We start from the raw sequence: 24,819 nt of genomic DNA, 5'->3' as shown, positions 1-24,819 counted from the left end.
TCCTATCGGTTGCCAGGGTTGTGGCCGCCCCGCACCCGGTGGACCGCGCTCGGGCGGTCTACCGCCGTCGGAGCACCATCACGACGATACCCCCGACCACCGCTACCCCGGCTGCGAGGCCGGCCAGGTACGGGACCGGCTTCTCGTCGATGCCACGCTTGACCTTCGACGCCGCGATGCCGATCTGCTTCGGCACGTTGAGCTTGTCCTCGATCGCGTCGAGGGTGTCGAACAGCTGGGCGCGGGTCGCGGCGACGCGGTCTGCGAGATCGTCGTGCGGATCGGTCACGGTTCCTCCGTCGGTGGTGCGGCTGTCGGGGCTCAGAACCGGCCGCCGACGTCCGGCTTGCGGCTGCCGTACTGGCTCGGCGGAGTGGGCTTCTTGCCCATCCCCTTCACCGCGTTGATGTCGTTCTTGACGCTGTCGATCGTGCGCTTCGGCGTGATCGGGAGGCCCTTCTTCAGGCGCTTCCAGCCGATCCACCCGAGGATGGCGGCGACGATCAGCATCACCACGGCGATCACGAGCGCTGCGAGCCAGGCCGGCATCACGGTCGCCAGGCCCATCACGGCGGCGGTCAGGAGCACACCGATCGCGTAGAGCACGATGACGAGTGCTCCGACCAGCAGCCCCGCGGCGAGCCCGAAGATCTTGGCCTTCGTGAGCATCTCGGCCTTGAGCAGGTCGATCTCACCCTTGACCAGGCCCTTGACGAGCTTCGGGACGTCGCCCACCAGACCGAACAGCGAACGCGACTTGCGGTCGCGGGTGTCGGTCATGAGGTGGTGGTGTCCTTCTTCTGACCGACCTTGCGGACGGCCTTCTTGGTCGTCTCACCGATGAACTCGGCGACGTCCGGGGTCTTGTCGGCGATGAAGTCCTCGGCGACGTGCACGCCCTTCTGGACGCCGTTGCTGTTCCAGACCTTGCCGCTGACGGTCTTGATCTGCTCGTACCGCGCCCGTCCGGCTCGCGATCCCAGGACGTACCCGAGTGCGGCGCCGGCGACGAACAGGAGCTTTCCGCGCATGTGCGATTCCTCCGTTGGTTCAGTGTGCGGTGGTCATGCGCCGAACGGAATACGTCCGACGGTCTCACCAACAGTAGCCCCCGGGCGGTCTGGGGTCCGCTCAGGAATCCAGGATCTGTCCAGCGGCGGTGCGGGCGGCCACGATGATCCCGGCCAGGCCCCGTCCGGTCGCGACCTCACCGATGCCGATGACCCCTGCTCCGAGGCCGGCAGCGGTCAGGTCCGGACCGTGCCAGCGCACGCGCGCAGCGCCCACGACGTGCGTCGCCGTCAGGGGGACGCCGAGCAGCGTGGCCGCGTCGTGCAGCGCTCGGGTGCCGACGGGTCCGTCCGGGTCGACCGGGAGGCTCGTGGCCGCGTCGTCGGGACCGCTCGCGCCCGGTGCGCTGGTCGCGTCGGCGGGCGTCGCGTAGCTCAGGCGCAGCACGTGGCGGCCGGCAGCCGCCTCGGCGAGCCACGGCCACTTCACCGTCGCGTGCGTCAGGGCCTTCGCCGACACGGCCTGCGCGTCCGGGTGCACGAGCATCCCGGTCCCGCGGGGGGCTGCGTCGAGCTCGGGCTGGTCGACGACGAGCGTGACGAGCTCGATCCCGGTCCGGTCCGGCGCCACGGTGCGCTCGGGATCGGGCACCGACGACAGGGTGTGCTGCGCGGGCAGGCGTTCGACCGTGCCGTCGGCGGAGACGACCTCGACCGCGTGCGCCTCGATCCGGGTTGCCCGGGTGTGCAGCCGGACGTCGACGCGGTAGGTCTCCATGTCGGCGACGAGTTCGTCCACGAGCCGGACGATCCCGCCGCGGATCCCCTGCACCGGGGTACCGGCGGCCGCGCGGGCCCGGAGTGCCAGGACCGCGCGGGCCAGCGAGCCCTCGCGGAGCAGTGCCGCACGGAGGCCGGGAGCCACCCGCTCCGGGTCGAGCTGGTCCGGGTGGGTGGAGTGCACCCCGCCGGCGATCGGGACGACCAGGTCGTCGAGGACCCGCTCCCCCATGCGCCGCCGGACGAGTTCGCCCAGGGACTTTGCCTTGGCGCCGACCGGTCCGGGCAGCAGCGAGTCCATCTGTGCACGGAGCCCGCCCTTCTGCCCGACCACGGCGAGCACGTCGGCGGCCATCGGGGTGCTCGGGATGCCGAGGAGCCCGGTCGCGGGGATCGGCGACGTCCGGCCGTCACGGGTCATCAACCAGGCACCGCGCGGGTCCGGGGCGACGACGTCGTTGCCGAGCCCGAGTTCGATCGCCAGGCGGCCGACGGCGTCCGTGCGGGTCGCGAAGGAGTCCGCCGCCATGTCGAGGTCGAGGCCGCCGACCGTGTGCCGCCGGATCATGCCGCCCAGCACGCCGGACGACTCGACGAGCACGACGTCCGCGCCGCCCTTCGCCAGGTCACGGGCCGTGACGAGTCCGGCGATCCCGCCGCCGACCACGACGACGTCGGTCACGCGGCAGACCCGTCACCGAGCGAGTGGACCAGCTCGACGACGCGCGTCAGCACCGTCGGGTCGGTCTCGGGCGGCACACCGTGGCCGAGGTTCACGACGTGGGCGCGGGCGGCGCCACCGCGGCGGACGACCTCGCGCACATGGGCCTCGAGGACCTCCCACGGGGCCGCGAGCATCGCCGGGTCGATGTTGCCCTGCACGCTGACGCCGGTGCCGACGCGGCGGACGGCCTCGTCGAGCGGGAGCCGCCAGTCGACCCCGACCGCGTCGACGCCGACCGTGTCGGTGCCGAGCGTGGTCATGTCGGCGAGGACCTCGCCGCTGCCGACGCCGAAGTGGATGCGCGGCACGCCCAGGTCGGTCACGTGGGACAGCGCCTGCGCCGAGTGCGGTGCGACGTACCGGACGTAGTCGGCGCGCGACAGGGACCCGACCCACGAGTCGAAGAGCTGTGCGGCCGAGGCCCCGGCGAGCACCTGGGCCCGGAGGAACGCCCCCGACACCTCGGCCGCCCAGGCCAGCAGCCGCGACCAGGTCTCCGGCTCCGCGTGCATGAGGGTGCGTGCGCGGATGTGGTCCTTCGACGGGCCGCCCTCGACCAGGTACGCGGCGAGCGTGAAGGGTGCGCCTGCGAATCCGATCAGCGGGGTGTCGCCGAGCTGCTCGACCGTGCGGGCGACCGCCTGCCGGATCGGCTCGAGGGCCGCCGCGTCCAGCGGCTCGAGGGCGTCGACGTCCGCCGCGGTGCGGATCGGCGAGCCGAGCACGGGGCCGCGACCGGGGACGATCTCGACGTCCACGCCCGCGAGCTTGATCGGCACGACGATGTCGCTGAAGAAGATGCCGGCGTCCACCCCGTGCCGGCGGACGGGCTGCAGCGTGATCTCCGACGCCATCTCGGGGTCGAGGCACGCGTCGAGCATGGCCGTGCCCACCCGGAGCTCGCGGTACTCGGGCAACGACCGACCGGCCTGCCGCATGAACCACACCGGCAGCGTCTCCGGACGGTCACCCCGCAGGGCCCGGACGAGGCGGGACCCGCTCGTCCGCCCTGATGCCAGGGGGTGGGAGTCGGGGAGGGATGTGGTCGTCACGTCGGTCACCGGATGATTGTCCCATCGAGCGCGTTACCATTGGCTACGTGCTCATCTGTCTCACGGCGTCGCATCGCAACGCCAGCTTCGACCTCTTGGAGCGACTGAGCATCGCTGCCCCGGCCGCAGCAGGCCACCTCGTGACGGATTCCGACGTCCTGGACGGCGCCGTCGTCCTCGCCACCTGCAACCGTTTCGAGGCCTACCTCGACATCGCCGGCGACGACCGCGACTCCGCCGTCGCCGCCACCGTGCAGGCCGTTGCCGCTGCGAGCGACCTGGACGCCACCGAACTGCGTGATTCGGTCAACGTGCTCGGCGGCAAGGACGTCGTGCAGCACCTGTTCGCCGTGTCGAGCGGACTCGAGTCCGTCGTCGTCGGTGAGACCGAGATCTCCGGCCAGGTCCGCCGCTCGCTCGAGGACGCCCGGAGCAACGGCACCACCACCTCGGACCTCGAGCGGCTGTTCCAGGAAGCCGCCCACACCTCGCGCGGCGTCAAGACCCGCACCCGGATCGGTGCCGCCGGTCGTTCGCTCGTGCGCCTCGGCCTGCAGCTCGCGTCGTCGCGCGTCACCGACTGGGCCGACACCCGCGTGCTGCTGATCGGCACCGGGAGCTACGCGGCCACCACCATCGCGGCCCTGCGCGACCGCGGCGCCGTGCACATCCAGGTGTTCTCGCCCTCGGGCCGTGCCGCCTGGTTCGCCGCGAAGCACGACCTCGTCGCCGCCCGTGACCTGCGCCACGCGATCGGCACCAGCGACGTCGTGATCACCTGCACGTCGAGCGAGCTCCCGGTCGTCGCACCGGCCGACCTCGACGACGGCATCCGCCGTATCGTCATCGACCTCGGACTCCCCCGCAACGTCGACCCGGCCGCTGCCGGTGTGGACGGCGTCGAGCTGCTCGACCTCGAGACCATCAGCCTGCACGCCCCGATCTCCGAGCTGAACGCCGAGTCCGAGGCCCGCGCGATGGTCGACGACGCCGTGTCCCGCTTCCGGGCGCAGGCGCTCGAGCAGTCCACCACCCCGGCCCTCGTCGCCTTCCGCAAGCACGTGTTCGACATCCTCGACGACGAGATCGACCGTGCGAAGCGCCGCGGTGACGCCGACGGCGAGTCCGCTGAGCACACCGAGCGCGCCCTCCGGCACCTGGTCGGCGTCCTGCTGCACCGCCCGTCGGTCCGCGCCCGCGAGCTCGGCCGCGCCGGCCGTGGCGAGGAGTTCGTCGGGGCCATCGACGCCCTGTTCGGCGTGCGACCCGAGCCCGAGGCAGAGCTGCCGGCGCCCGTCGTCCCGCTCGCCGACCGCACCGCCCTGGACCCGACCGTCTCGAAGCGCGCCGACGAGGCGGACGCGAGCTGAGCCTCCCGGCCGACACGACCCAGCCACCCACGCTGCGTGTCAGTGCGCTCCTGCTGATCCGTGATCGACGTGTGCTGATGGTGCGCGCGCGATCGCGCGACGTGCTCTACCTGCCCGGCGGCAAGGCCGAGCCGCGCGAGACCGACCTCGACGCCGCCATCCGCGAAGCCCACGAGGAGACCGGCCTGCGGGTGACCGCCGATGACGTCGACCCGTTCGGCGTCGTCCTCGAGCCGGCCCACGGGCAGGCACCAGGCACCATGGTCGCGATGACCCTGTTCCTGGTCCGACCAGGAGGCCCGTTGGACTCCGCTACGCCCGTCGCCTCGGCAGAGGTCGACGAGGTCGAGTGGGTGACCTCGGCGGACGCCGGTCGCTGCCCGCCAGCGGGCGTGGAGACGCTCCGCCGCCTGGTGGCGGCGGAGCGCATCGACTAGTCGTCAGGCCTGATCCTTGTCGACGTAGTGACCGGTCTCGCCGTCCTGCGTCGGTTCGGCCTCGCCGGGGATGTCCGACTCGACGTACTCGCCGTCGGGTCCGCTCGACTCCGGGCGGGCCTCGCCCGGGATGTCGCTCGCGACGAACTCGCCGACGGGTTCCGTCGTCGTGACGCGCTCCTCGCCGGGGATGTCGCTGTCCGTGAAGGCACCTGCGCGGGTCTCGACCCCGTCCGCTCGGCCCTCGTCGCCACGTGCCTGTTCGTGCTTGCCCGTCATGTCCGACCTCCGCTGCTCGGGTTCCTTGCTCCGGAGTGTGCTCGCGGTCCCTGGATGCCGACCGAACCGCGATCTCCCGGTGGTGGTTGCCTGTGCACCATGCAACGCAGCAGTCGATCGAAGTTCCTGCTCGCCGTCACCGGGCTCGTCGCAGTCGGGGCGTTGGCGGGTTGTGCCTCCGGCGGGGAGCCCTCCGCCACCGAGACGGTGACCGCACCCGCGCCGTCGCCGTCCGCGTCGTCGTCCTCGTCGGCGGCGTCGTCGTCCGCGACCCCGTCGTCCGGCTCGTCGGCGTCGGCCGGCACCGGTTCCGGGTCCTCCGGATCCGGCTCGTCGGGGTCCGGGTCGTCGGGGTCCGGGTCGGCCGCCGGCAGTCGCTGTGCCGCGTCCTCGCTCGCCGCCAGCATCGAGCCGGGCAGCGGCGGTGCGGCCGGCAGCGTCATCGTGCACCTCGCCCTGCAGAACACCGGGTCGACCACCTGCACCCTGCAGGGCTGGCCGGGCGTCTCGTTCGTCGGCGGCGGCAACGGCACCCAGATCGGTGCTGCGGCGACGCAGGAGAAGAGCTCACCGCACCCGACCGTGACCCTGGCCGCCGGGCAGACCGCCGTGGCACCGCTCAAGATCGTCCAGGCCGGGAACTACTCGAAGGCCGACTGCTCACCGAAGACCCCGGACGGCTTCCGCGTGTACCCGCCCGGATCCAAGCAGTCGCTGTTCGTGAAGGACGCCGACTACCAGGCGTGCTCGTCCGCCGATGCGTCGCTGCTGTCCGTGCAGGCGCTCGTGCCGGAGGGGCAGGCGACGTCGTAGCGGGTGGGTGACGGCTGGCTCGTCAGGCAGCCGGATCGCCGTGATGCCCACGAAGGGCACCTCCGGCAGTTCACCGGAGGCCCGGCGGCGGTGTCGGCCTCGGCCTGGCCGCCTCGGGCCTCGTGCACGATGGACCGATGACCTTCGCCATCAGGGACGAACGACCGGGGACCGACGAACTCCTCACCCTCTACGACGCCGTCGGGTGGACCGTGTACACGCAGGACCCCGCCGCCCTCGCCAGGGCGAGCGCCGGCTCCCACACCGTGCTGACCGCACGCGACGACGACGACCGCATGCTCGGGCTCGTCCGCACGGTGTCCGACGGCGTGACGATCGTCTACGTCCAGGACCTGCTCGTGGTGCCGGAAGCGCACCGGTCCGGCGTCGGCGGCGCGTTGCTCGACGCCGTCCTCGAGCGGTACGCGGGTGTCCGCCAGACGGTCCTGCTCACCGATGCGGAGCCAGGTCAGCGCGCGTTCTACGAGTCACGTGGCTTCGTCGAGGTCCACGACGTCGCCCCGCAGCCGCTGCGGTCGTTCGTGGTCCTCCGCTGAGCACCGATGGGTCTCGCGACCGATACCGCACTGCGACGGCCCGTTCCTAGACTCACGGCATGGGGGCTCGAAGACGAACACGGTCCGCGGCAGCGATCGCGACCACACTCGGGGCCCTGCTGGCACTCGCAGCGTGCACGATGCCACCGCCGCCGCACGGGTCGGAGTCGGCGCTCGCGGACCTGATCGCGGACGTCGATCGGCTGCCCGGCGTGGGCTCGACCGAGGGCGAGATCCGCCAGTTCGACGCCAAGGACGACCCGGACAACTGGCTCACCTCGCTCCGGGTCACCGCGGACACCGCCGACCTCGCCGTCGCCGAGCGGGTCCGGCGGACGGCCGAGCGCGGTGTCACCGGCACGACGCTGCAGGTGACACTCGACGTGCCGTCTGCGCGGAAGACCGCTCCGGTCAGCCTCGATCCGATGGACCGCAGGGTCGTCGGCCTGGCCGGTCGGCTGCGCACGCGGACCTTCGTGCGACAGCTGTGGATGACCCCGACCGGTTCGAGGATCGGGCTCGTGCGGGACGTCAGCTTCAGCGATGCAGCGAAACGTGCGCGGACGATCACCGGTCCAGAGCCGACGAACACGAGTACGACGAGGACGACGACCTTGAGCCGCGGCGACGTGTCCGTCGACGTCACGGCCACGCACCCCGGCCGGGCCCTGATGCGCATGATCGACACACTCGCCGACGACCACCACGTGGAGCGCCTCTACTACTCGCCCGGGACGACGTACGCAGACGCGGCGCGGGCCCCCGACGACGCTTCCGGCCTCCCGGCAGTGGCCGATCGGCCGTCCCTGTCGATCGGCGTGCGTCCGCTCGGCGACGTCGCCGAGACCCTCGCCGCGACGACGGACGAGGCAGCCGATGCACACCGCGCACCGCGGACCGCCTTCGACCTGGGCAGCGGCGCGGTCAGTGGGTGGCTCGGGCTCCCCCTCGACGCACCCAAGCCGCGGGATGCCGGTCCGGACGGCGACGCACCGACGAGTCCCACGCCGACCCCGTGGGTCCCTGCAGACGTCGACGACCGCGCCACCGTGCTCCGCGCGTTCCTCGAGCGGTCAGCAGCCGCCGCCGGGGTCCCGGCGACCGTGACGACGGGCACCGAACAGTGCGCGACGTCCGGGTCGTCCGACCCGACCGGCACCCGGGCGACGGCGCTCAGCGTGGTGCCCGTGTTCGACGTGGTCGACGACGCCCAGGAGCCGTTCGACGCCGTGACCGCGCTCTGGACGTCCGAGGGCCTCGGGGTCAGTGACCGCGCGATGGGCCGCGACTCCTGGTCGTCTTCCTCCGGCGCAGACCCGGCCACCGCCAGCATCCGCGGCACCGTCGACGGGTTGAGCCTCACCGCCGAGTCGGCCTGCGTGCCGCCACCCGACGCAACGTCCGAGGGGAACTGAGCGACCCGGTCAGCGGCGCGCCGGGGCGTGCACTGCCTCGAGCAGTTCGGTGCCCATGGTCCGCAACGCCTCGATGACCGCGAGGCGCCGCTGCAACGAGGCGTCGTCGAACGTCACCGTCACGGCGTAGCTGACCGACGAGCCCGGGCCGCGGAGGATCCCGGCCTCGGCGCGGACGCCGGTGCTCGATCCGGTGACCGCGACGACCTGCAACCCGTGGTCGAGCGCACGGTGTGCCAGGGGGTCGAGGCCGAACGAGCCGGCGACCAGGTTCAGGTCACTCGCCAGCGACAGCCAGCCGAGCACCCGGTTCGAGACCGCTTCGTCCACGACCTCTCCGAGCGCCAGTCCGCGCATCACCCACGCGAGCTCACCCGTCGGGGCCACCGAGGCATCCGGGGCGTCATCGGGACCACGACGGTCGCGCACCCGGTCGATCAGCGCGGTCCGCTCGATGCCGAGCGATTCGGCACGCTCGCGGACGGCGTCGATGCCGACCGTCGACAAGAGTGCGTTCATCGCCCAGGTGTCGCCGGTGGCACCGACCAGGGTCGCCAGGTCGGGCACCTGCATCGTCGGTTCCTGCAGGAACTGCCACAGGCCGGCGCCGGTCGCGGTGTCCCGCGCCATGCGCTGCAGGCGGTCACCGTGCAGGCGGCCGTCCTCGAGCTGCGCCGCGACCTCGATCAGCAGCAGCACCCTGCCGAGGCTCGCGACGGGCTGCACGACGGTGTCGTCGATCGCGAGCAGGGCCTTGCCGGTCGAGGTGTCGATCACCGAGGCACTGACCCCGGCGCCGTCGAGGGCGAGCGCGCCGAGGGCCTCGGTCGTGGCGCCGAACCGGTCGTCCGGCCGACCGCTGTGCCGGCCGCGCGCCCGACCGCCACCACCCGAGCGGTCCTCCGGCCGCCGACGGCGTGACGACCGAGCCGCGTCCGGCTCCACCATCACCAGATCGCGACGCGCTCGGCGGGGTCGAGGTACATCGCGTCCTTCTCGGTCACGCCGAACGTGTCGTAGTAGCCGTCGATGTTGCGGACGACCTGGTTGCACCGGAACTCGTTCGGCGAGTGCGGGTCGATCGACAGCAGGCGCGCGGCTTCCTCCGGACGGATCGCCATCTGCCACGCCTGCGCCCAGCTCAGGAAGAACCGCTCGGCACCGGTCAGGCCGTCGACGACCGGGGGCTCCTGGCCGTCGAGCGACAGCAGGTACGCCTTCCACGCGATCGACAGGCCACCGAGGTCGCCGATGTTCTCGCCGATCGTCAGGGCACCGTTGACGTGGCCGTCCGGCACCTCGGTCGGGACGAGCGCGTCGTACTGGGCGATGAGGGCCTTCGTGCGCTCCTCGAACGCCGTCCGGTCGGCCTCGGTCCACCAGTTCTCGAGCTTGCCGTCGCCGTCGTACTGCGAGCCCTGGTCGTCGAAGCCGTGCCCGATCTCGTGGCCGATGACGGCACCGATCGCCCCGTAGTTGGCGGCGGCGTCGCGCTCGGCGTCGAAGAACGGGAACTGCAGGATCGCCGCGGGGAACACGATCTCGTTGAAACCGGGGTTGTAGTACGCGTTGATCGTCTGCGGGGTCATGAACCACTCGTCGCGGTCGATCGGCTTGCCGATCTTGCCGAGCTCGCGGTCGACCTGGAACGACGCGACGGCGCGGACGTTCGCGACGAGGTCGTCGGGCACGACCGGCAGCGCCGAGTAGTCGCGCCACTTGACCGGGTACCCGATCTTCGGCGTGAACTTGTCGAGCTTGTCGAGGGCACGCGCACGGGTCTCGTCGGTCATCCAGTCGAGCGCCGTGATGCTCTGCCGGTACGCCTCGACCAGGTTGGCGACGAGGTCGTCCATCGTGGCCTTCGAGGTCTCGTCGAAGTGCTCCTGCACGTAGATCCGGCCGACGGCCTCGCCCATCGCGCCCTCGACCAGGGAGACGCCGCGCTTCCAGCGCTCGCGCTGCTTCGGCGCCCCGGTGAGGGCGGTGCCGTAGAACGAGAAGTTCGTGGCCGAGAACGCGCTCGTCAGGTACGCGGCCGAGCCACGGATGACCTGCCAGCGCAGCCAGTCCTTCCAGACCTCGAGCGGCTGGTCGCGCAGGAGCTCGGCAAGGCCCGTGATGAACGACGGCTCGCGGACCACGACCGTCTCGAACGCGCCGGCCGGTGCGTCGATGGCCTGCCACCACGTCTGCAGGTCGATGCCCTCGGCGAGCGCCGCGACCTCGGCCCAGGGCAGCTTGTTGTAGGTCTTCTGGCTGTCGCGGGTGGTGACGTTGTCCCAGTGCTTCGACGCCAGGGCCGTCTCGAGCGCGATGACGTGCTCGGTGCGGTCGCCGCCGTCCTCGAACCCGGCGAGCGGGAACATCGCCGCGACGAACTCGCGGTACTTCGTCCGGATGTCGGCGAAGCGCTCTTCACGGTAGTAGGACTCGTCGGGCAGGCCGAGACCGGACTGCTCGAGGAACACGACGTAGGACTCGGGGTCGCCCGGGTCGTTGTCGACGAAGAGCTGCAGGAAGCTCGGCAGCCCCAGGCGCTCGATGCGTCCGACGGTGGCGATGAGCTCGGGCACGGACTCGATGGCCGTGATCTCGGCGAGCAGCGGCTCGATCGGCGCGGTGGCGAGCTCTTCGAGCCGTGCTTCGTCGGTGAAGGACGAGAAGAGGTCACCGACCTTGCGCTCCTCGGTGCCGGGGGCGGCCTGCTGCGAGCGCTCGATGATCGCGCGGACGGCGAGTTCGGCGGCCTCGGCCAGCACCGTGAACGAGCCGTAGCGGGCCTTGTCGTCGGGGATCGGCGTCTCGGCGATCCAGGTGCCGTTCACGTGGCGGTACAGGTCGTCCTGGGGGCGCACCGCGGGGTCGAGTTCGTCAGTGTGGATGCCGGAGGCACGTGCGACGTCGGTCATGCCGTCCACGATAGCCACCGACGCCATGTTCGAGCGGAGTCAGTCGCGGTGGGCTGCGCGACCACGCAACCGGCGGGCCACGACGAGCCCCCCGAGGCCGGACGCCAGGAGTGCAGCGGCGATCCGGATGGGTACGCCGGGGTCGGTTCCCGTGTACGCCAGTTGCTTCGCCGAGGCGACGGTGATCCGGCCCGCTGCCGCGTGCTGGGCCGTCGGGTGGGTCCCGGTGGACACCTCGGGTCCGGAGCCCGTGCCGTGACCGGGGCCCTGGCCGGGCTCCGGCCGCGGCGTCGGGTGGACCGGGAGCTTCGGCAGCACCAGGCGGAGCGCGCCCTGTTCGACGCCGTCCACCCGCTGTCGCGCGACGACCACGTCGCCCGGCAGCAGCGTGCGCGGGACCGTGAGTTCCCAGCCGCGTCCGATCGACGTCGCGATCGGGTGTCCGTCGGCGCTCTCGATCGCGGTGCCGTCCTCGGCCTCGAGCGCGACGACCCCACCGATCTCGCCGGTGCCCGCGAGCCGGACGGACCCGTCGGCGAGGACGTCGACCGTGCCGGTGAGTGCGAGCGGGACGGTGACCCGCGCCTCGGTCGCGCCGAGCTCGGTCGCGCCGTCGAAGGTCGTCACGGTGACGGAGTAGAAGCGGGCCGTGGCCGGGATGGGCAGCTCGACGGACCACGAGGTGTCCGCCGCGGTCGTCGCCGTCACCGGGCGGCCGTCGGGGTCGAGGACCGGCCCGTCGGCGTCCGCGAACCGCAGCGTCGTCCCGACCGGTGCCCGTCCGGCGATCGACACCCGTTCCATCTCACGCGAAGCGGTCGCGGTGGACACGATCGCGGCGCCCGAGACCGTGTAGACGTCGTCGACACCCCCGTTGTGCGTGCCGTCGAAGTACTGCCACGCCTCGATGTGGTGGTCGCCGAAGGCCAGGTCCCGCAGGGTGGCGGACCAGGCACCGTCCGCATCCGCATCGGCCTCGGCGACGGTCTCCCCGTCGTCCTTGATCACGATGTGCGCCCTGGGGTACCCGGAGCCGTCGAGGGTGATCGTGCGGGCGAGGCCGTCGACGGTGGCGAGCATCTCCGGCGGGGTGAGCACGAGGACGTCCACCGGGACGTCGACCTGTCGTCCGGTCACCTGCGAGGTGACGTGCAGCACGCGTGCGCCCGATCGCACCCGGACCGGGGTGTTCCAGGACCCGTCAGGGCCGGCCTCGGTCCACCTGGTCTCGACGCCGTCGCCCGTGATGCCCACGCTGCCCCCGGCCGGCCCGGTCCCGACGAGTGTGACGACACCAAGTCCGTGGTCGATCGACCGCACGCCGGCGGTGAAGTCGGCCCGCGGTGTCTGCCGCGTCGCAGCGGCACTGGACCCGTTCGCGGCGCTGGCCGATGTGGCAGCCACGACAGGCGACAGCGCGACCGCCGCGACGGCGACGGTCGCCAGGGCGCGACGTGCTGGGGAGATGGACGGGGACGAATGCGGCATGGTGCTCCTCCGGTGGTACTCCACACACCATATACAAGTTGTCCACAGGTGGGAATCGCGGGACGTCACGGGCCCACGGCTGCCGGTACGGTCATCGCATGGGACTTCCGTGGAAGCTGCACGGCGACGGCAAGACCGTCTCCGCGACGACGATCGTGGCACCGGACGAGCGACTGACCTGGGGCCGGACGATCGGTCTCGGCGTGCAGCACGTCGTCGCGATGTTCGGCGCCACCTTCCTGGTGCCGCTGCTGACGGGCTTCCCGCCGTCGACGACCCTGCTGTTCAGCGGCATCGGCACGATCCTGTTCCTGCTCATCACCGGCAACCGGCTGCCGAGCTACCTCGGTTCGTCGTTCGCCTTCATCGCACCGATCGGTGCTGCCACCAAGATCGGCGGCATCCCCCTCGCCCTGTCGGGCATCATCGTCGTCGGCGCCCTGCTCGCGATCGTCGGGCTCGTCGTGCACCTGGCTGGCGCCGGGTGGATCGACCGCCTGATGCCGCCGGTGGTGTCCGGTGCGATCGTCGCCCTGATCGGGTTCAACCTGGCGCCTGCGGCGAAGAACAACTTCACCGCGGCCCCGGTCGTCGCGGTCATCACCCTCGCCGCGATCATCCTGGTCACCGTCCTGTTCAAGGGGCTGATCGGTCGCCTGTCCATCGTCATCGGCGTGCTCATCGGCTACGTGGCGGCGCTCATCGGCGGCCAGGTCGACTACTCGAAGGTCGCCGACGCGAAGTGGATCGGCCTGCCGACGTTCACCGCTCCCGCGTTCGACCCGTCGCAGCTCGCGATCTACCTGGCGTTCGTGCCGGTGGTCCTCGCGCTCGTCGCCGAGAACGTCGGCCACGTGAAGGGCGTCGGACAGCTCACCGGACGCGACCTCACGCCCCTCACCGGCCGGGCGCTCTTCGCCGACGGCATCTCCACCGTGCTCGCCGGTGCCGGCGGCGGCTCCGCCACCACCACCTACGGCGAGAACATCGGCGTCATGGCCGCCACCCGCGTCTTCTCCACCGCCGCGTACTGGGTCGCCGCGATCGCCGCCGTCCTGCTCGGCCTCTCCCCGAAGATCGGTGCGGTCATCTCCTCCGTCCCCGCCGGCGTGCTCGGCGGCGCGACCACCGCCCTGTACGGTCTGATCGGTGTCATCGGCATCCGGATCTGGGTCGAGAACCGGGTCGACTTCTCGAAGCCGAAGAACCAGCTGACCGCTGGCATCGCGCTCATCATCGGCATCGCGGACTTCACGTTCGCGTTCGGCCAGGCGAGCTTCGGCGGCATCATCCTCGGCACCATCGCCGCGATCGTCGTGTACCACCTGATGGACCTGATCGGGCGGGCGCGCGGCACCGACGAGGCGACGCCCGTCGCCTCCGAAGACGCGCACGCCGCCACCGGCGGTGTCCCCGCCGAACCACGCGCCGACTGACGCGAGTGGTCGGCCGGAACGCGCGTCCGGCCTGACGACGTGGGACCACCGGACGGGAGGCCCGTGGCGGACACGGCCACGGGCCTCCCGTCCGTCACGGCGCGGGTCGGAGATCCCGCGTCACGCGCGGAACGGAACGACGCCGCTGGCCGTGCCCTGTCTGCTCACGAGGGCAAGTCAGGCGCCGGATAGGCGTCCCACCCGCCGCTGCCACCGCCGTCGCGTGCTTCGGCAGCAAGCTGGCGGCGGATGTAGGCGCCGAGGTAAGGCAGGGAGAACTGCACGTACCCGTGTCCGGCTGCGTGGACGTACCCACTGTCGATGAGGCGCTTCTTGTAGACCTGCACGTACGCATCGGACACACCCATGCGCTTGACGATGTCGGCGACTTTCGTGCGATCGTCGTCCTGGGCCATTGCGTCAAGGAATTTCTGATCGACATCGGAGAGGTCGCCGTAGACACGGCTAATGACTCGACTCTCGACCGCCCTGATGGCTTTGTCGTGGGCGACGCTGGCGTCGGCGAGGGTGATGGTGGGTGCTGTCGAGTTGTTCCGCCACGCGTAGTCGCCAGCGAGCTGCACAAGGTAGGGGTAGCCCTGGGAGAGGGAGACGAGCTTGGTAAGCGCTTCATCTTCTACGCGCCGACCACCGACGCGCGCTGTCTCGGCGAACACCCGCCGCGTCTCCGGTGCGGTCAGGCGCTCGAACTCCACCTCGCGTGAGCGTCGCAAGAAGGTGGTGTGCTCTTCTGCGAGAAGTGCGTCGAGGCTCACCTTCACCCCGGCGAACACGACCATGATCTGCGCACCGTCACGGAGTGCGTGCGAGATCTGCAGAGCGAAACGGCTCAGTTCACGGAGACGGACCTTGCCGGAGGACACCTCGTCGATGGTGATGAGGATGCCCCCGCTCGTTCCGAGCGCAGAAGAAAGGGCGGTGAGGTCGGAGCGCAGCTGCGGCTTCACACTGCGGTGCCGGTTCACGTACTCGATGTCCGCGCTGAACTCCCAGACCCCGAACGAGGTCAGTCGCGCTCGACTCGCCGGGGTCATGTCGTTGATGAGGGTAGGGATGGTTGAGTCCATCACCCGTCCCATGAGCCCCGCACTGGCGTCATCGCTGATGACCAGCCAACCAGCGTCACGGGCATGATCTTCGAGGGTCGTCATGAACGAGGTCTTGCCAGCACCACGCAGTCCAGAGACGAGGACGGAATGGTTCTCGCCGAAGTCGAGCGTGTCGAACACGGCACGGAGATCCGTGAGCTCTTCCCTGTGCCCGCCGAAGATGACAGGCTTCCTGCCGTAGCCCGGTGTGAACGGGGACGGTGCTGTCTCGACCATCGGGGCCTCCGAATCGTATTTATTTTATTCTATCGAGGAGGAGCGTCCGACACCAGGACTCCTCGCGACGGTAGGCCCCTTGCCCGCCCTGCGGCCACACTCACCTTGCTTGCCGACACGACGGGTGCGCATCGCCGCCAGAATGGGCCGGTGCCCCGACCGACGCGACCCGCATTGACCAGCGAACGGCGTGCGGTCGATCGCGACATCGTGCGGCTGGCGGTACCCGCGCTCGGCGCGCTCGTGGTCGAGCCGCTCTTCCTGCTCACCGACACCGCACTCGTCGGCCACCTCGGTGCGACACCCCTGGCGGCCGTCGGACTCGCGAGTGCCGTGCTGTCGACGGTGACCGGGCTGCTGGTGTTCCTGGCGTACTCGACGACTCCGGCCGTGGCGCGCGCGCTCGGCGGTGGTGACCGTCGCGGCGCAGTCCACGCCGGCATCGACGGGATGTGGCTCGCGCTCGTGCTGGGAGTGGTCCTCGCGCTCGTCGGGTGGCCGCTCGCCGGGCCGCTCGTCGACCTGTTCGGTGCGTCGCCCGACGTCTCGGCGGCGGCGACCGCGTACCTGACGGTGTCGCTCATCGGGCTGCCCGGGATCCTGGTCGTCACCGCCTCGACCGGGCTGCTGCGCGGGCTGCAGGACACGAAGACCCCGCTCGTCGTCGCGACCATCGGGTTCGTCGCGAACGGGCTGTTGAACGCCGTCCTGATCTACGGCGCGGGGTGGGGCGTCGAGGGGTCCGCCGCCGGCACCGTCATCGTGCAGTGGGCCATGGCGATCGTCTACGTCCGGATCGCGGTGCGCGCCGCGCGATCGTCGGGAGCGCCGCTGCGGCCCGGCGCCTCGGGCGTCGTCCGGGCGCTGCGGTCCGGGGCCTGGCTGTTCCTGCGGACCGCGTCGTTGCGGATCGCGATGCTCGCGACCGTCGGGGCCGCTGCCGGGCTCGGGACCGCGGGACTCGCGACCACGCAGGTCGGGCTGACCGTCTTCTCGACGCTGGCGTTCGCCCTCGATGCCCTGGCGATCGCCGGGCAGGCGCTCGTCGGGCACGGCCTCGGGGCGCGGGACCCGGCCCGGGTACGGCTGGTGACGCGGCGGCTCGTGCTGCTCGGGATCGTCGGTGGGGCGCTGCTCGGGGCGCTGACCCTGGCCGTGAGCGGAGTGCTCGGGCCGGTGTTCTCCGACTCGTCCGCTGTGCGGGACGCGCTGCCGCTCGTGCTGGTGCTCATCGCCGTCGGCATGCCCGTCGCCGGGTACGTCTTCGTGCTCGACGGGGTGCTAATCGGCGCAGGGGATGCGCGGTACCTGGCGATCGCGGGAGGCGTGAACCTGGTCGTGTACCTGCCGCTGCTGTGGTGGGCAGGCGGGACGCTCGCGGGGCTGTGGGCGGCGTTCGCCCTCGGGTACATCGGGGTCCGGGCGGTGACGCTCGGGGTGCGCGCGCATCGGCGTGGATGGGTGGAACAGGCTTTGGCGCGGTGAGCGGGCCTGGTTCTTCCAGCGGGGCTTCTGTGCCTGTGGCTCCGTCGTCTTCTGTGGCGTCGTCGGCCGTGCTCGCCACGGTCGGGATCGGGGTGCAGGGCGTCGCGAAGCTGCTCGTGACCGTCGTCGTCGGTCGGGTGTTCGGCACCGAGACCCTCGGGCAGACCACGGCGCTGCTGTCCCTGTCGGTGTTCGTCGCGCTGCTCTGGCCGAACCCCGCGGGCAACACCGCCTCTCGGTACCTGGCGATCGCGCTGCTGGGTCGGCGGTCGGACGCCGCGGTGAACCGGGTGCTCGGGCTGTCGATGCTGGTGTCGACCGTGGTGCTCGCCGCGGTCACCGTGCCGGTCGCGGTCGCCTGGGGCAACGGCCCCGGCATGGTGCTCGGTGGTGTCGGGGTCGTCGTCGGCTACGGCCTGTACTGCTACGCCCGCGGAGCGCAGCTCGGCTACGGTCGGGCACCGCGGGTCGCGCTCTGGGACTCGGTGACGAGCGTGCTCGCGCTCGGGTTGCTCGTGGTGGCGTGCGTCACTCGGCTCGAGCCCTTCGTGCTGCTGCCGCTGGCCATCGGGTACACGGTGTTCGCGATCGCGTGCTGGCCTCGGGGGAACGACTTCGGCCCTGCGGCTCGTGAACCCGCTGCCGGGGCGCTCGGGTTCGCGGCGTGGAACGTGCTGGCGGTGGTGACCTCGAACGGGTTGCTGCAGTTGACGATGATCTCGGCGCAGGTGACCTCGTCGGCGCACGAGGCCGGGGTCTACGCGGCGGCGTTCACCCTGGCGACGCCGGCGTCGATGCTCGGGCAGGCGTTGGGGCAGGTGCTCGTACCGGCGTTTGCGCACCAGACGGATGGTGGGTCCTTGCGGTCTCGCGGAGCGCTGATGCTCGTCGTCGGGTTCGCCGCTGCTTCTGCCGTTGTGTTCGGTCTGGTGGCGCTGCTCGCCGGGTGGTTCCTGCCGATCGTCTACCCCGCCGAGGGCGCTGCCGCCGTGGCGGACCTGCGGTACTTGATGGTCGCGGTGTGGGTGTTCACCGTCGGGCTCGTGCCTGCGGCGCTGCTGCTCGCATCGGGGCGGTCACGGCAGGTGGCGTTGGCCTCGGTCGCCGGGTTCGTCGTCGGTGCTGGGCTCATGGCGGTGCTCGGGCCGGTGGCCGGCGTCGCGGGTGGGACGACGGGGTTCTTGGTGGGGAGTGCTGTCAACCTCGTGGCGGTGGTGGGGCTCGGGGTGCGGCGGCGCTGATTCCTCCGCACGTGGTGGGCGTCGGTGGAACGCCTCGTTTGACGTCCCGTCATTCGGAATCGTTTCGGACCACCTATCCGAGAACGCCCCCATCAGGAAGCACGGGGTTCGAGGGGGAGCTGGACCGCTGCGCACGAAGTCGCGGTAGTCGACCGGCTACCGGGACGGTTTGCGCTGGCTCGATTCTCATGAGAGGGACGACGGACAGTCGCCGCGCTTGACACGCTGCCCGCCTACTGTCGCTTGCGCTGTCACGGTGGTGGTCAGGTGCCGTGCCGAGGGGGGTGGGGCTTCTAAAGGCGAGCTTCGCCCCCGCCTTCTGCGTTGGCCGGCGACCCAAGGAGAGTGGTGATCTGCACCGCGCTCCCTGTGACCAGCGGCGCGGCCGCCGCACGGAAGACCACCTGTTTTGGGTGGCGACCTCGGCGGGCTGGGCGGATGGACTCAGCTGCATGGCCGAATCGAATGATCCCCTGACAGGCGAGATCGATGTGCAGCTCGTCACGAACGCGTACATCTACGGGTTCCCATTGGTGTTCAACCTGCTCCAGGTGCTGCGGTTCACGACGGACGGCATCGGCGCGGTACCGGCCGCTGCGTTCAACACCTTCAGCCACGGACGGACCCTTGCCGGCCCCGATGACACCTTCGTGACGATCAACAACGACACGCTCTACTCGATGGCTCAAGTCGACCTCAGCAGCGGGCCGGTGGCGTTGCACGTGCCCGACACGGCGGGGCGGTACTACGTGCTGCAGTTCGTCGATGCCTGGACGAACAATTTCGCCTACGTCGGACACCGCGCCACCGGCACCGCCGCAGGCGACTACCTGCTCGTGCCACCGGACTGGGACGGCGAACCTGACGATGACGACACGGTCATCAGGTTCCCGACCGCGGTTGCCTCCATCGTCGGACGGTGGGCAGTCGACGGCGACACCGACCTCCCGACGGTGCACGCGCTCCAAGACGCGACGACGTTGACTCCCCGCACGCCTGATGCTGCACCGCACGGGCTGGCCGTTCCCGACCCGGAGGTGCCGGACGCGCTGGCGTTTCTCGAGCGCTTCCGTGTCTGGTCGCAGCAGTTCCCGCCGGCGCCGCGTGACGCCGCAGTGCAACGGTCCTTCGCGGGGCTCGGCGTGAATTCGGCGGCGTCGCCGTACGTTGGTTTGCCCGACGATGCCGTGGCGGCGCTGACGTCCGCACTCGAGGGGGCCTCGGCCCGACTGCGGCAGATCCTCGAGTCCGGCTCCAGCCCGCAGGTGAACGGCTGGAAGATGACGCTGCACGTGTTCGACTACAACCTCGACTTCTTCGAGGTCGGCGCGCTCGACGACGAGCGGTTCCGCATCGAGGATCCGACCGTTCGCTACGCCGAGCGTGCCGGTGCGGCGCTCGGCGGGTTGTGAGGTAACCACGCCTACGAAGCGGCCTACGTGATGACGTTCGTCGACGATCACGGCGACCAGCTCGACGGCACGCACGAGTACACCTTCCGCCTCGCACCACCACCACCGGTGGGCGCGTTCTGGTCACTCACGATGTACGGAGTGCCGGACTTCTTCCTCGTCGCGAACCCCATCAACCGCTACTCGATCGGCGACCGCACGCCGGACGTCGCCCAAGACGCCGACGGTGCACTCACGGTCACCATCGCGCACCAGCAGCCCGAGTCGCCCGATGCGAACTGGTTGCCGAGCCCCGCGGGACGATTCCGTCCGGTCCTGCGCATGTACGAGCCAGGTGACGAGGTCCTCGACGGGCGCTGGACCCCGCCCGCGATCGTGCGCACCGAACGGTAAGTCCCGTCCGCGTCCCCGTCTTGCGTAAATCGCACCAGATTGCAGTTGCCAGCGCATCCACATCTCCAATCCCCGCTGGACACCACAGTTAGCGGCGCCGACGGGACGCCGCCGCATGATCACGCATCGTGTGCGTGGCTATCACGGCGCTCAGCATCAAGATCCCCGTCAACGGGCACCTGACCGCCGGGAACCTTGATGGCGGAGCACTTAGGCCCTTGCGCGTGCTCAAGGGTGCCCGGTGACCCATGGACTACCGGACACGCCTATCAGTCGCTCATATTCACTTCGTTCACTCACGCTCGGTTCGGGCGGACCCGTGTCGGGCGAAGCCGATCGCACCAACGATTGCCGCCAGCAGTCCCATCGCAGCGATGACCAGCCCGCCGGCTACGAGCCCGACGTAACCGACGCCGGCGCCGAGGACGGCCATGACGAGTCCCGCAACCAGAGCCCCGACGCCGATCGCAAGGCCGAGCACGCGAGGCTGAATACGGGACAACATGCTTGCATTCAACTCTCCACTAGCGGCGTCCGGTGACTCATCGATCACTGGACAGCAACTGTTCCGACGGGTCTGAGCGCGTCCAGACTGCTGTCCAGTGATCGATCGGCTGTCGGACAGCGTCATCGGCTTCGACGGACCAGTCCGTTGCGGCGGTAGAAGGTCTCCAAGGCAGCGCGGTCCGACAGGAACACCTTCGGCCCCTCGAACTCGTCGAAGGCCTGCTGATAACGGAGCCGGTTCCTCCTGGCAGGCCCGAGCATGAAGCGCAGCATCTCGACGCGGACTCGGTCACGAGTGCCTTCCAAGCGTCCAGCACGGTCGGGCTCGAAGAAGGTGCGCTGAAAGTAGCGGACGATGCCCACGGCGGTCGAGACATCCAGCAGCACCAGACCGGTTGCTCGCTGCAACCGGGCCGGCAACCAACGCGAATAGTTGCCCTCGATGACCCACTGATCGGTGCTCATTGCTTCGTTGTGCATGTACTCGAAATCGAGGTCCGGTCGCTCGAGCCAGTCTGTTCCGGGTAGGTGTCGGTACTGGTCGAGGTGCACGACCGGCAGCGAGCGGGCTCGGCCGACGGCGGCCGCAAGGGTCGATTTGCCACTGTTGGACGGCCCGAGAATGCAGATCCGTTGACCGAGCTCGTCGAGGTCCATCGTGCGAGTCTCGCAGGCACACGGAGAGATGTCGGGTCACTCGGGAGAGGAGACCGTTGAGGGATTGTCTACCGAGACAGGTCCATCGCACCCCTCGATTCGTTGGCCTGCCGCCTATTTACTGGCTGGTCCTAGTTCAGCCTCCCTGCGCTCGTGCTCCTCGGGATTGGACTGGCGATGCTCTTCGTGCCGCTGCAAAACCTCGCCCTCACCGGTGTGCAGCCCGAGGATGCCGGCGTCGCTTCCGCGACCGTCAACTCGACCTTCCACATCGGCGGATCGATCGGCCTGGCCGTGTTTACCGTCTTCTACGCCAGCGCCGTCGAGCACACCCTCGCCGCCGGTGGTGACCAGCTGACTGCGTTCACCGACGAATACTCAGCCGCGTTCCTCGCCTCCGGCATCGCCATGGTCATCGCATCGCTCCTGGCGATCTTCCTCATCCGTGGGAAGAAGGACGACCTCATGCCCTCGTCATCGCCCAACGAAAGGGTGACGGCGTACGTACCTGTCACCGGCTGACTGCGGCGTCTCGAAGGTGGATGAGGCGGGTTGGCGAGTCGAACCTGCTAAAGAGATTCAGCTCTTGGTCGTAGGTGATGGAAGCAAGGAGAGAACGGTCCAATCGGTGTCGAAGGACGAGCACGGTGAAGCCGTCCCCGTCTTCTGCGTCGGTCGGATGCCAGTCGGACTGATCACCACCCCAGATGAACATGCTGTCGGGATAGATGAGGCTCGCGGCCGGATGGGGGCGCTTGCTGTGCCCCTCACCGATGCGCTCGTTGTAGCCGTCGGAGACGATGGTGCGTTGCGTTGCAACGTGGATGGCGGTCCAGCTGGCGTCCCGGAGGTCGGTCTTCACACTCCACTCGTCGACACCGTTGAAGTCCTGCATGAGGACTGTCGCGGTGACGCTACGGTCGGTGTCTGCTCTGATGGCTTCACGAATTGCCTCGATGCGGTTGTTCACGTGCGCTCCTCCTCTTAGGTGTTTCAGCCGAAGACCGGCGCTTCCTTGCCGTCCGGGTACCGGCAGCTGTCTCCCGGGGTGCACAGGAAACGGTACGTGGAGAGGTCGAGGTTGAGGTTGAACGTGTGCGCACGCTCGTAGTCCTGGATCTTCATGTTGCCGAGCTTGAAGATGTAGGTGCCGTTGTGTGTTCCGCCCATCGAGCCGGTGAAGTTGAAGCCGTCGCCGGAGAGGTTCGAGTACCCCGTGGAGTCCACCGTCCGGCTGGGCAGGAGTCCTTCCATCTGCTCAAGAGTGATGCCACCGCTGAGGTCCACGTTGTAGTTGCGGAGGACGGAGAAAGCGGACAGGCCGAAGATGTGCTTGTCGGTCTGCAGTCCGATGGTGAACGTGAGGTCGATGCAGTTGCTCCAGGAGCCGTTGGTCGGGTCGTTCGCCTGTCCGTAGATCACGCCGTAGACGATGTCGCTCGACGATGGAGCCCAGATCGTGCGCACGGGGGTGCTGTTATAGCAGCCGACGCTGTCGGCACGGGCGTTCGACTGTGGCGCGAGGTTCGCCGCCTCTTCGGAGGACATGGTGATGAGGCAGGCGAAGTCGCCTGTTCCACCGCTGCTGGTGAGGTCGGTTGCCGCTTGGACGCAGGCTTGACCAGCTGCGCCGTTGTCGTCGGTCGCTGACGTGGCCGCGCTGGCGGGGCCAGCAAGCCCGAGAGTGCTGAGGAGGACAAGGGTCGCTGCGCTGAAGGCGGCGGTTCTGAACTTCATCGTTGAAGCCTTTCTCGTTGCTGTCGGCGTACCTGAATAACCGTACAGACGAGCCGCGATGTCTCGAGCGGGTGTTTCGCCCCACTAGCTTGTACCCCTTTCGGAGGTCGCGGATCGGAGTTGCAGCAAACTCGTCAGCGAAGGCAGCCGAGCCATCGCCCCCGGAAGGCGCTGTGCGCGCGCAATGCTGCTGTGGCGGTGACGGGCATCACCCTCCTGCTTATCGAACTCTTCAGCGGCAGTTGATGATCACGACGCTACGGGCGTCCGGTAGCCGATCGCGTTGCGAGACGAGGCGGACCCTCGAAGTCGGCGGATCCTCGCGCCATGAACGTTCTACTCATCGGGTACGCCCGCGTTTCAACCTACGAACAGGACCTCACCGCTCAGCGAGTCGCGCTTGAACGGCTTGGAGTCCTCCCGCCCAACATCCACACCGATCATGGCCTGACTGGCACGAACAGATCTCGACCAGGGCTGCGCGAAGCGCTCGCATCTTGTCGTGACGGGGACACTCTCGTAATCGCGAAGCTCGACCGGCTCGCACGAAGCCTCCGCGACGCGAAGGACATCGTCGACGAGCTCACTGCGAAGAACGTCAAGCTGAACATCGGCGGTTCCGTCCACGACCCGAACGATCCCGTCGGCCGGCTGCTGTTCAACGTCCTCGCCATGGTGGCCGAGTTCGAATCCGACCTGATCCGAGCCCGAACACGGGAAGGGATGCAGATCGCGAAAGCCAAGGGCCATCTCCGCGGCCGGCAACCCAAACTCAGCAACGCGCAACAACGCCACCTCCTCGAGGTCCACCAAGCCGGCACGCACTCGGTCGCTGAACTCGCCGAGCTGTTCGGTATCGGACGAGCCACTGTCTACCGCTGCATCGAACGACAAGCACATCCCAACCGCTAACCCCCCAGCTCCGCTCTCAAACGCAGGCGTTCGAGAGCGGAGCCTCACCTGCGACCGGAACCGTAACGGACGCGGCCAGACAGTTTCGAGCAAGCTCGTCCGCTGAACCCAAGACCGGCTTTCGGGACAGCTCAAAGCACGAGCGTCCCAGGTTTGGGTAGCGTGCTTGGGAGCAGAAACGGAGCCCCGATGTCTGGACAGCAAGTCGAGATGGTCACCATGGGGTGCTTTGTGATCGTCGCCGGCATTGGCGTGATTACAACCTCACGCGGACTTGCGCGCGCCATCTCTGAGGCATCCTGGGGAAGGTTCGGAGTACCGTTCCGGCCGCGACTCGCGCGCATGGGCATGATCGGGGCTGGCGCGATCGGAGTCGTGATCGGCGCGACTGTCATCGTTCTGGCTCTTACAGTTGCCGGCTCCTGACCTGTGGCCGCTTGACGATCGACACCGGACAGCTACACCTCACTGCCATCAAGTCGACCTGGTTGGGTGGAGTCCCTGTGGATCCCCGGACTCATCGCTGGGCCGGCAATCGTTGCGGTAGCGGTCGCCGCGTTGGTGCGTCGGGTGCCGATCGCGCAGTATTTCGTTGACGCCCAGCAGAGCTGCCGCGGTCCGAAGCGTGCGATGACTCCGGGGCTCGTGCGTGTTCTCGCTGGAGGGCTGCGATGATTGGCATCATCTGGATCCCCCTGTCGATCTTCGGTCACCCCGAGTGACCAGAGAGTCGAAGGCGGGACCAGACGGAGTCCGGTAGTCGATCGTTCAGTGAGACGAGGGCGCCGGTGGTGGTGTCTATGCTGCTGCACGATGTCGACGATCTGCCCGAGCACCTTCGATAGGTGGAGATGTG

At 69.6% G+C, this 24,819-nt stretch carries 26 protein-coding genes; 12 read left to right on the top strand and 14 right to left on the bottom strand.

The window, feature by feature from the left end:
- Positions 1-58 precede the first annotated feature (58 nt).
- From EDF23_RS13995 to hemE, 5 genes are all read right to left on the bottom strand, one after another.
- On the bottom strand, positions 59-289 hold the full coding sequence (locus tag EDF23_RS13995) for a DUF3618 domain-containing protein (RefSeq protein ID WP_111083767.1): 231 nt from the start codon (positions 287-289) through the stop codon (positions 59-61).
- A gap of 32 nt (positions 290-321) precedes the next feature.
- Complete coding sequence (locus EDF23_RS13990) at positions 322-780, bottom strand: phage holin family protein (protein ID WP_123339231.1); 459 nt, start codon at positions 778-780, stop codon at positions 322-324.
- Positions 777-1,031 carry a hypothetical protein gene (locus EDF23_RS13985; RefSeq protein ID WP_017887727.1) on the bottom strand — a complete coding sequence of 85 codons (255 nt, stop codon included), beginning with the start codon at positions 1,029-1,031 and terminating at the stop codon, positions 777-779. Before EDF23_RS13985 ends, EDF23_RS13990 begins: the two co-directional genes overlap by 4 nt.
- 100 nt (positions 1,032-1,131) lie before the next feature.
- Complete coding sequence (locus EDF23_RS13980; RefSeq protein ID WP_131921986.1) at positions 1,132-2,472, bottom strand: FAD-dependent oxidoreductase; 1,341 nt, start codon at positions 2,470-2,472, stop codon at positions 1,132-1,134.
- Positions 2,469-3,566 carry a uroporphyrinogen decarboxylase gene (gene hemE, locus EDF23_RS13975; protein WP_131921985.1) on the bottom strand — a complete coding sequence of 366 codons (1,098 nt, stop codon included), beginning with the start codon at positions 3,564-3,566 and terminating at the stop codon, positions 2,469-2,471. The genes EDF23_RS13980 and hemE overlap by 4 nt, the downstream gene beginning before the upstream one ends.
- A gap of 47 nt (positions 3,567-3,613) precedes the next feature.
- On the opposite strand from hemE, the gene EDF23_RS13970 reads away from it, so the two are divergent.
- A complete protein-coding gene (locus EDF23_RS13970; RefSeq protein WP_131921984.1) occupies positions 3,614-4,936 on the top strand; it encodes a glutamyl-tRNA reductase in 1,323 nt (440 codons plus the stop codon).
- On the top strand, positions 4,933-5,373 hold the full coding sequence (locus EDF23_RS13965; protein WP_279388209.1) for an NUDIX domain-containing protein: 441 nt from the start codon (positions 4,933-4,935) through the stop codon (positions 5,371-5,373). Before EDF23_RS13970 ends, EDF23_RS13965 begins: the two co-directional genes overlap by 4 nt.
- Before the next feature lie 3 nt (positions 5,374-5,376).
- On the opposite strand, the gene EDF23_RS13960 is transcribed toward EDF23_RS13965, so the two are convergent.
- The gene (locus EDF23_RS13960) at positions 5,377-5,652 is read right to left on the bottom strand and encodes a hypothetical protein (RefSeq protein ID WP_123294504.1); all 276 of its coding nucleotides are present in this window, start codon (positions 5,650-5,652) and stop codon (positions 5,377-5,379) included.
- Positions 5,653-5,751: 99 nt separating this feature from the next.
- Here EDF23_RS13960 and EDF23_RS13955 point away from each other — a divergent pair, with 99 nt between their 5' ends.
- From EDF23_RS13955 to EDF23_RS13945, 3 genes are all read left to right on the top strand, one after another.
- The gene (locus tag EDF23_RS13955; protein WP_131921982.1) at positions 5,752-6,465 is read left to right on the top strand and encodes a DUF4232 domain-containing protein; all 714 of its coding nucleotides are present in this window, start codon (positions 5,752-5,754) and stop codon (positions 6,463-6,465) included.
- Between the two features lie 137 nt (positions 6,466-6,602).
- A complete protein-coding gene (locus EDF23_RS13950; protein ID WP_123294502.1) occupies positions 6,603-7,022 on the top strand; it encodes a GNAT family N-acetyltransferase in 420 nt (139 codons plus the stop codon).
- Positions 7,023-7,081: 59 nt separating this feature from the next.
- The gene (locus EDF23_RS13945; protein WP_131921981.1) at positions 7,082-8,437 is read left to right on the top strand and encodes a hypothetical protein; all 1,356 of its coding nucleotides are present in this window, start codon (positions 7,082-7,084) and stop codon (positions 8,435-8,437) included.
- Positions 8,438-8,446: 9 nt separating this feature from the next.
- Here the strand turns inward: EDF23_RS13945 and EDF23_RS13940 are convergent, their stop codons facing one another.
- Genes EDF23_RS13940 through EDF23_RS13930 form a run of 3 tightly spaced genes read right to left on the bottom strand, consistent with a single transcriptional unit; the run spans position 8,447 to position 12,837 of the window.
- Positions 8,447-9,385, bottom strand: coding sequence for a serine hydrolase (locus EDF23_RS13940; protein WP_131844979.1), 939 nt, complete (start codon positions 9,383-9,385; stop codon positions 8,447-8,449).
- On the bottom strand, positions 9,385-11,349 hold the full coding sequence (locus tag EDF23_RS13935) for a M13-type metalloendopeptidase (RefSeq protein WP_131921980.1): 1,965 nt from the start codon (positions 11,347-11,349) through the stop codon (positions 9,385-9,387). The genes EDF23_RS13940 and EDF23_RS13935 overlap by 1 nt, the downstream gene beginning before the upstream one ends.
- Positions 11,350-11,388: 39 nt before the next feature.
- On the bottom strand, positions 11,389-12,837 hold the full coding sequence (locus EDF23_RS13930) for a hypothetical protein (protein WP_131921979.1): 1,449 nt from the start codon (positions 12,835-12,837) through the stop codon (positions 11,389-11,391).
- A gap of 98 nt (positions 12,838-12,935) precedes the next feature.
- On the opposite strand from EDF23_RS13930, the gene EDF23_RS13925 reads away from it, so the two are divergent.
- Positions 12,936-14,273, top strand: a complete 1,338-nt coding sequence (locus EDF23_RS13925) for a solute carrier family 23 protein (protein WP_131921978.1) — start codon at positions 12,936-12,938, stop codon at positions 14,271-14,273.
- A 164-nt stretch (positions 14,274-14,437) separates the two neighbouring features.
- On the opposite strand, the gene EDF23_RS13920 is transcribed toward EDF23_RS13925, so the two are convergent.
- The gene (locus tag EDF23_RS13920) at positions 14,438-15,619 is read right to left on the bottom strand and encodes an ATP-binding protein (RefSeq protein ID WP_123294496.1); all 1,182 of its coding nucleotides are present in this window, start codon (positions 15,617-15,619) and stop codon (positions 14,438-14,440) included.
- A gap of 174 nt (positions 15,620-15,793) precedes the next feature.
- Here EDF23_RS13920 and EDF23_RS13915 point away from each other — a divergent pair, with 174 nt between their 5' ends.
- From EDF23_RS13915 to EDF23_RS19655, 4 genes are all read left to right on the top strand, one after another.
- Positions 15,794-17,104 carry an MATE family efflux transporter gene (locus EDF23_RS13915; protein ID WP_131921977.1) on the top strand — a complete coding sequence of 437 codons (1,311 nt, stop codon included), beginning with the start codon at positions 15,794-15,796 and terminating at the stop codon, positions 17,102-17,104.
- Between the two features lie 68 nt (positions 17,105-17,172).
- The gene (locus EDF23_RS13910) at positions 17,173-18,345 is read left to right on the top strand and encodes a hypothetical protein (RefSeq protein WP_131921976.1); all 1,173 of its coding nucleotides are present in this window, start codon (positions 17,173-17,175) and stop codon (positions 18,343-18,345) included.
- 284 nt (positions 18,346-18,629) lie between these two features.
- Positions 18,630-19,757, top strand: a complete 1,128-nt coding sequence (locus EDF23_RS13905; RefSeq protein WP_243648928.1) for a DUF1254 domain-containing protein — start codon at positions 18,630-18,632, stop codon at positions 19,755-19,757.
- 27 nt (positions 19,758-19,784) lie between these two features.
- Positions 19,785-20,150, top strand: a complete 366-nt coding sequence (locus EDF23_RS19655) for a DUF1214 domain-containing protein (protein ID WP_279388203.1) — start codon at positions 19,785-19,787, stop codon at positions 20,148-20,150.
- Positions 20,151-20,442: 292 nt separating this feature from the next.
- Here the strand turns inward: EDF23_RS19655 and EDF23_RS13900 are convergent, their stop codons facing one another.
- Positions 20,443-20,703 carry a hypothetical protein gene (locus tag EDF23_RS13900; RefSeq protein WP_131921975.1) on the bottom strand — a complete coding sequence of 87 codons (261 nt, stop codon included), beginning with the start codon at positions 20,701-20,703 and terminating at the stop codon, positions 20,443-20,445.
- A gap of 74 nt (positions 20,704-20,777) precedes the next feature.
- Entirely contained in the window at positions 20,778-21,314 is a 537-nt protein-coding gene (locus EDF23_RS13895) for an AAA family ATPase (RefSeq protein WP_131921974.1), read from the bottom strand.
- A gap of 153 nt (positions 21,315-21,467) precedes the next feature.
- On the opposite strand from EDF23_RS13895, the gene EDF23_RS13890 reads away from it, so the two are divergent.
- Complete coding sequence (locus tag EDF23_RS13890; protein ID WP_131921973.1) at positions 21,468-21,836, top strand: hypothetical protein; 369 nt, start codon at positions 21,468-21,470, stop codon at positions 21,834-21,836.
- Here EDF23_RS13890 and EDF23_RS13885 read toward each other — a convergent pair.
- Positions 21,826-22,284 (bottom strand): hypothetical protein, encoded by a 459-nt coding sequence (locus EDF23_RS13885; protein WP_131921972.1) that lies wholly within the window; start codon positions 22,282-22,284, stop codon positions 21,826-21,828. The genes EDF23_RS13890 and EDF23_RS13885 overlap by 11 nt on opposite strands.
- Positions 22,285-22,307: 23 nt before the next feature.
- A complete protein-coding gene (locus EDF23_RS13880; protein WP_123291680.1) occupies positions 22,308-22,862 on the bottom strand; it encodes a hypothetical protein in 555 nt (184 codons plus the stop codon).
- A 516-nt stretch (positions 22,863-23,378) separates the two neighbouring features.
- On the opposite strand from EDF23_RS13880, the gene EDF23_RS13875 reads away from it, so the two are divergent.
- A complete protein-coding gene (locus tag EDF23_RS13875; RefSeq protein ID WP_131921971.1) occupies positions 23,379-23,963 on the top strand; it encodes a recombinase family protein in 585 nt (194 codons plus the stop codon).
- Positions 23,964-24,819 lie beyond the last annotated feature (856 nt).

It is taken from the genome of Curtobacterium sp. PhB128 (assembly GCF_004340725.1).
Lineage (GTDB): Bacteria > Actinomycetota > Actinomycetes > Actinomycetales > Microbacteriaceae > Curtobacterium.
This window is presented reverse-complemented; position numbering and strand designations above follow the sequence as displayed.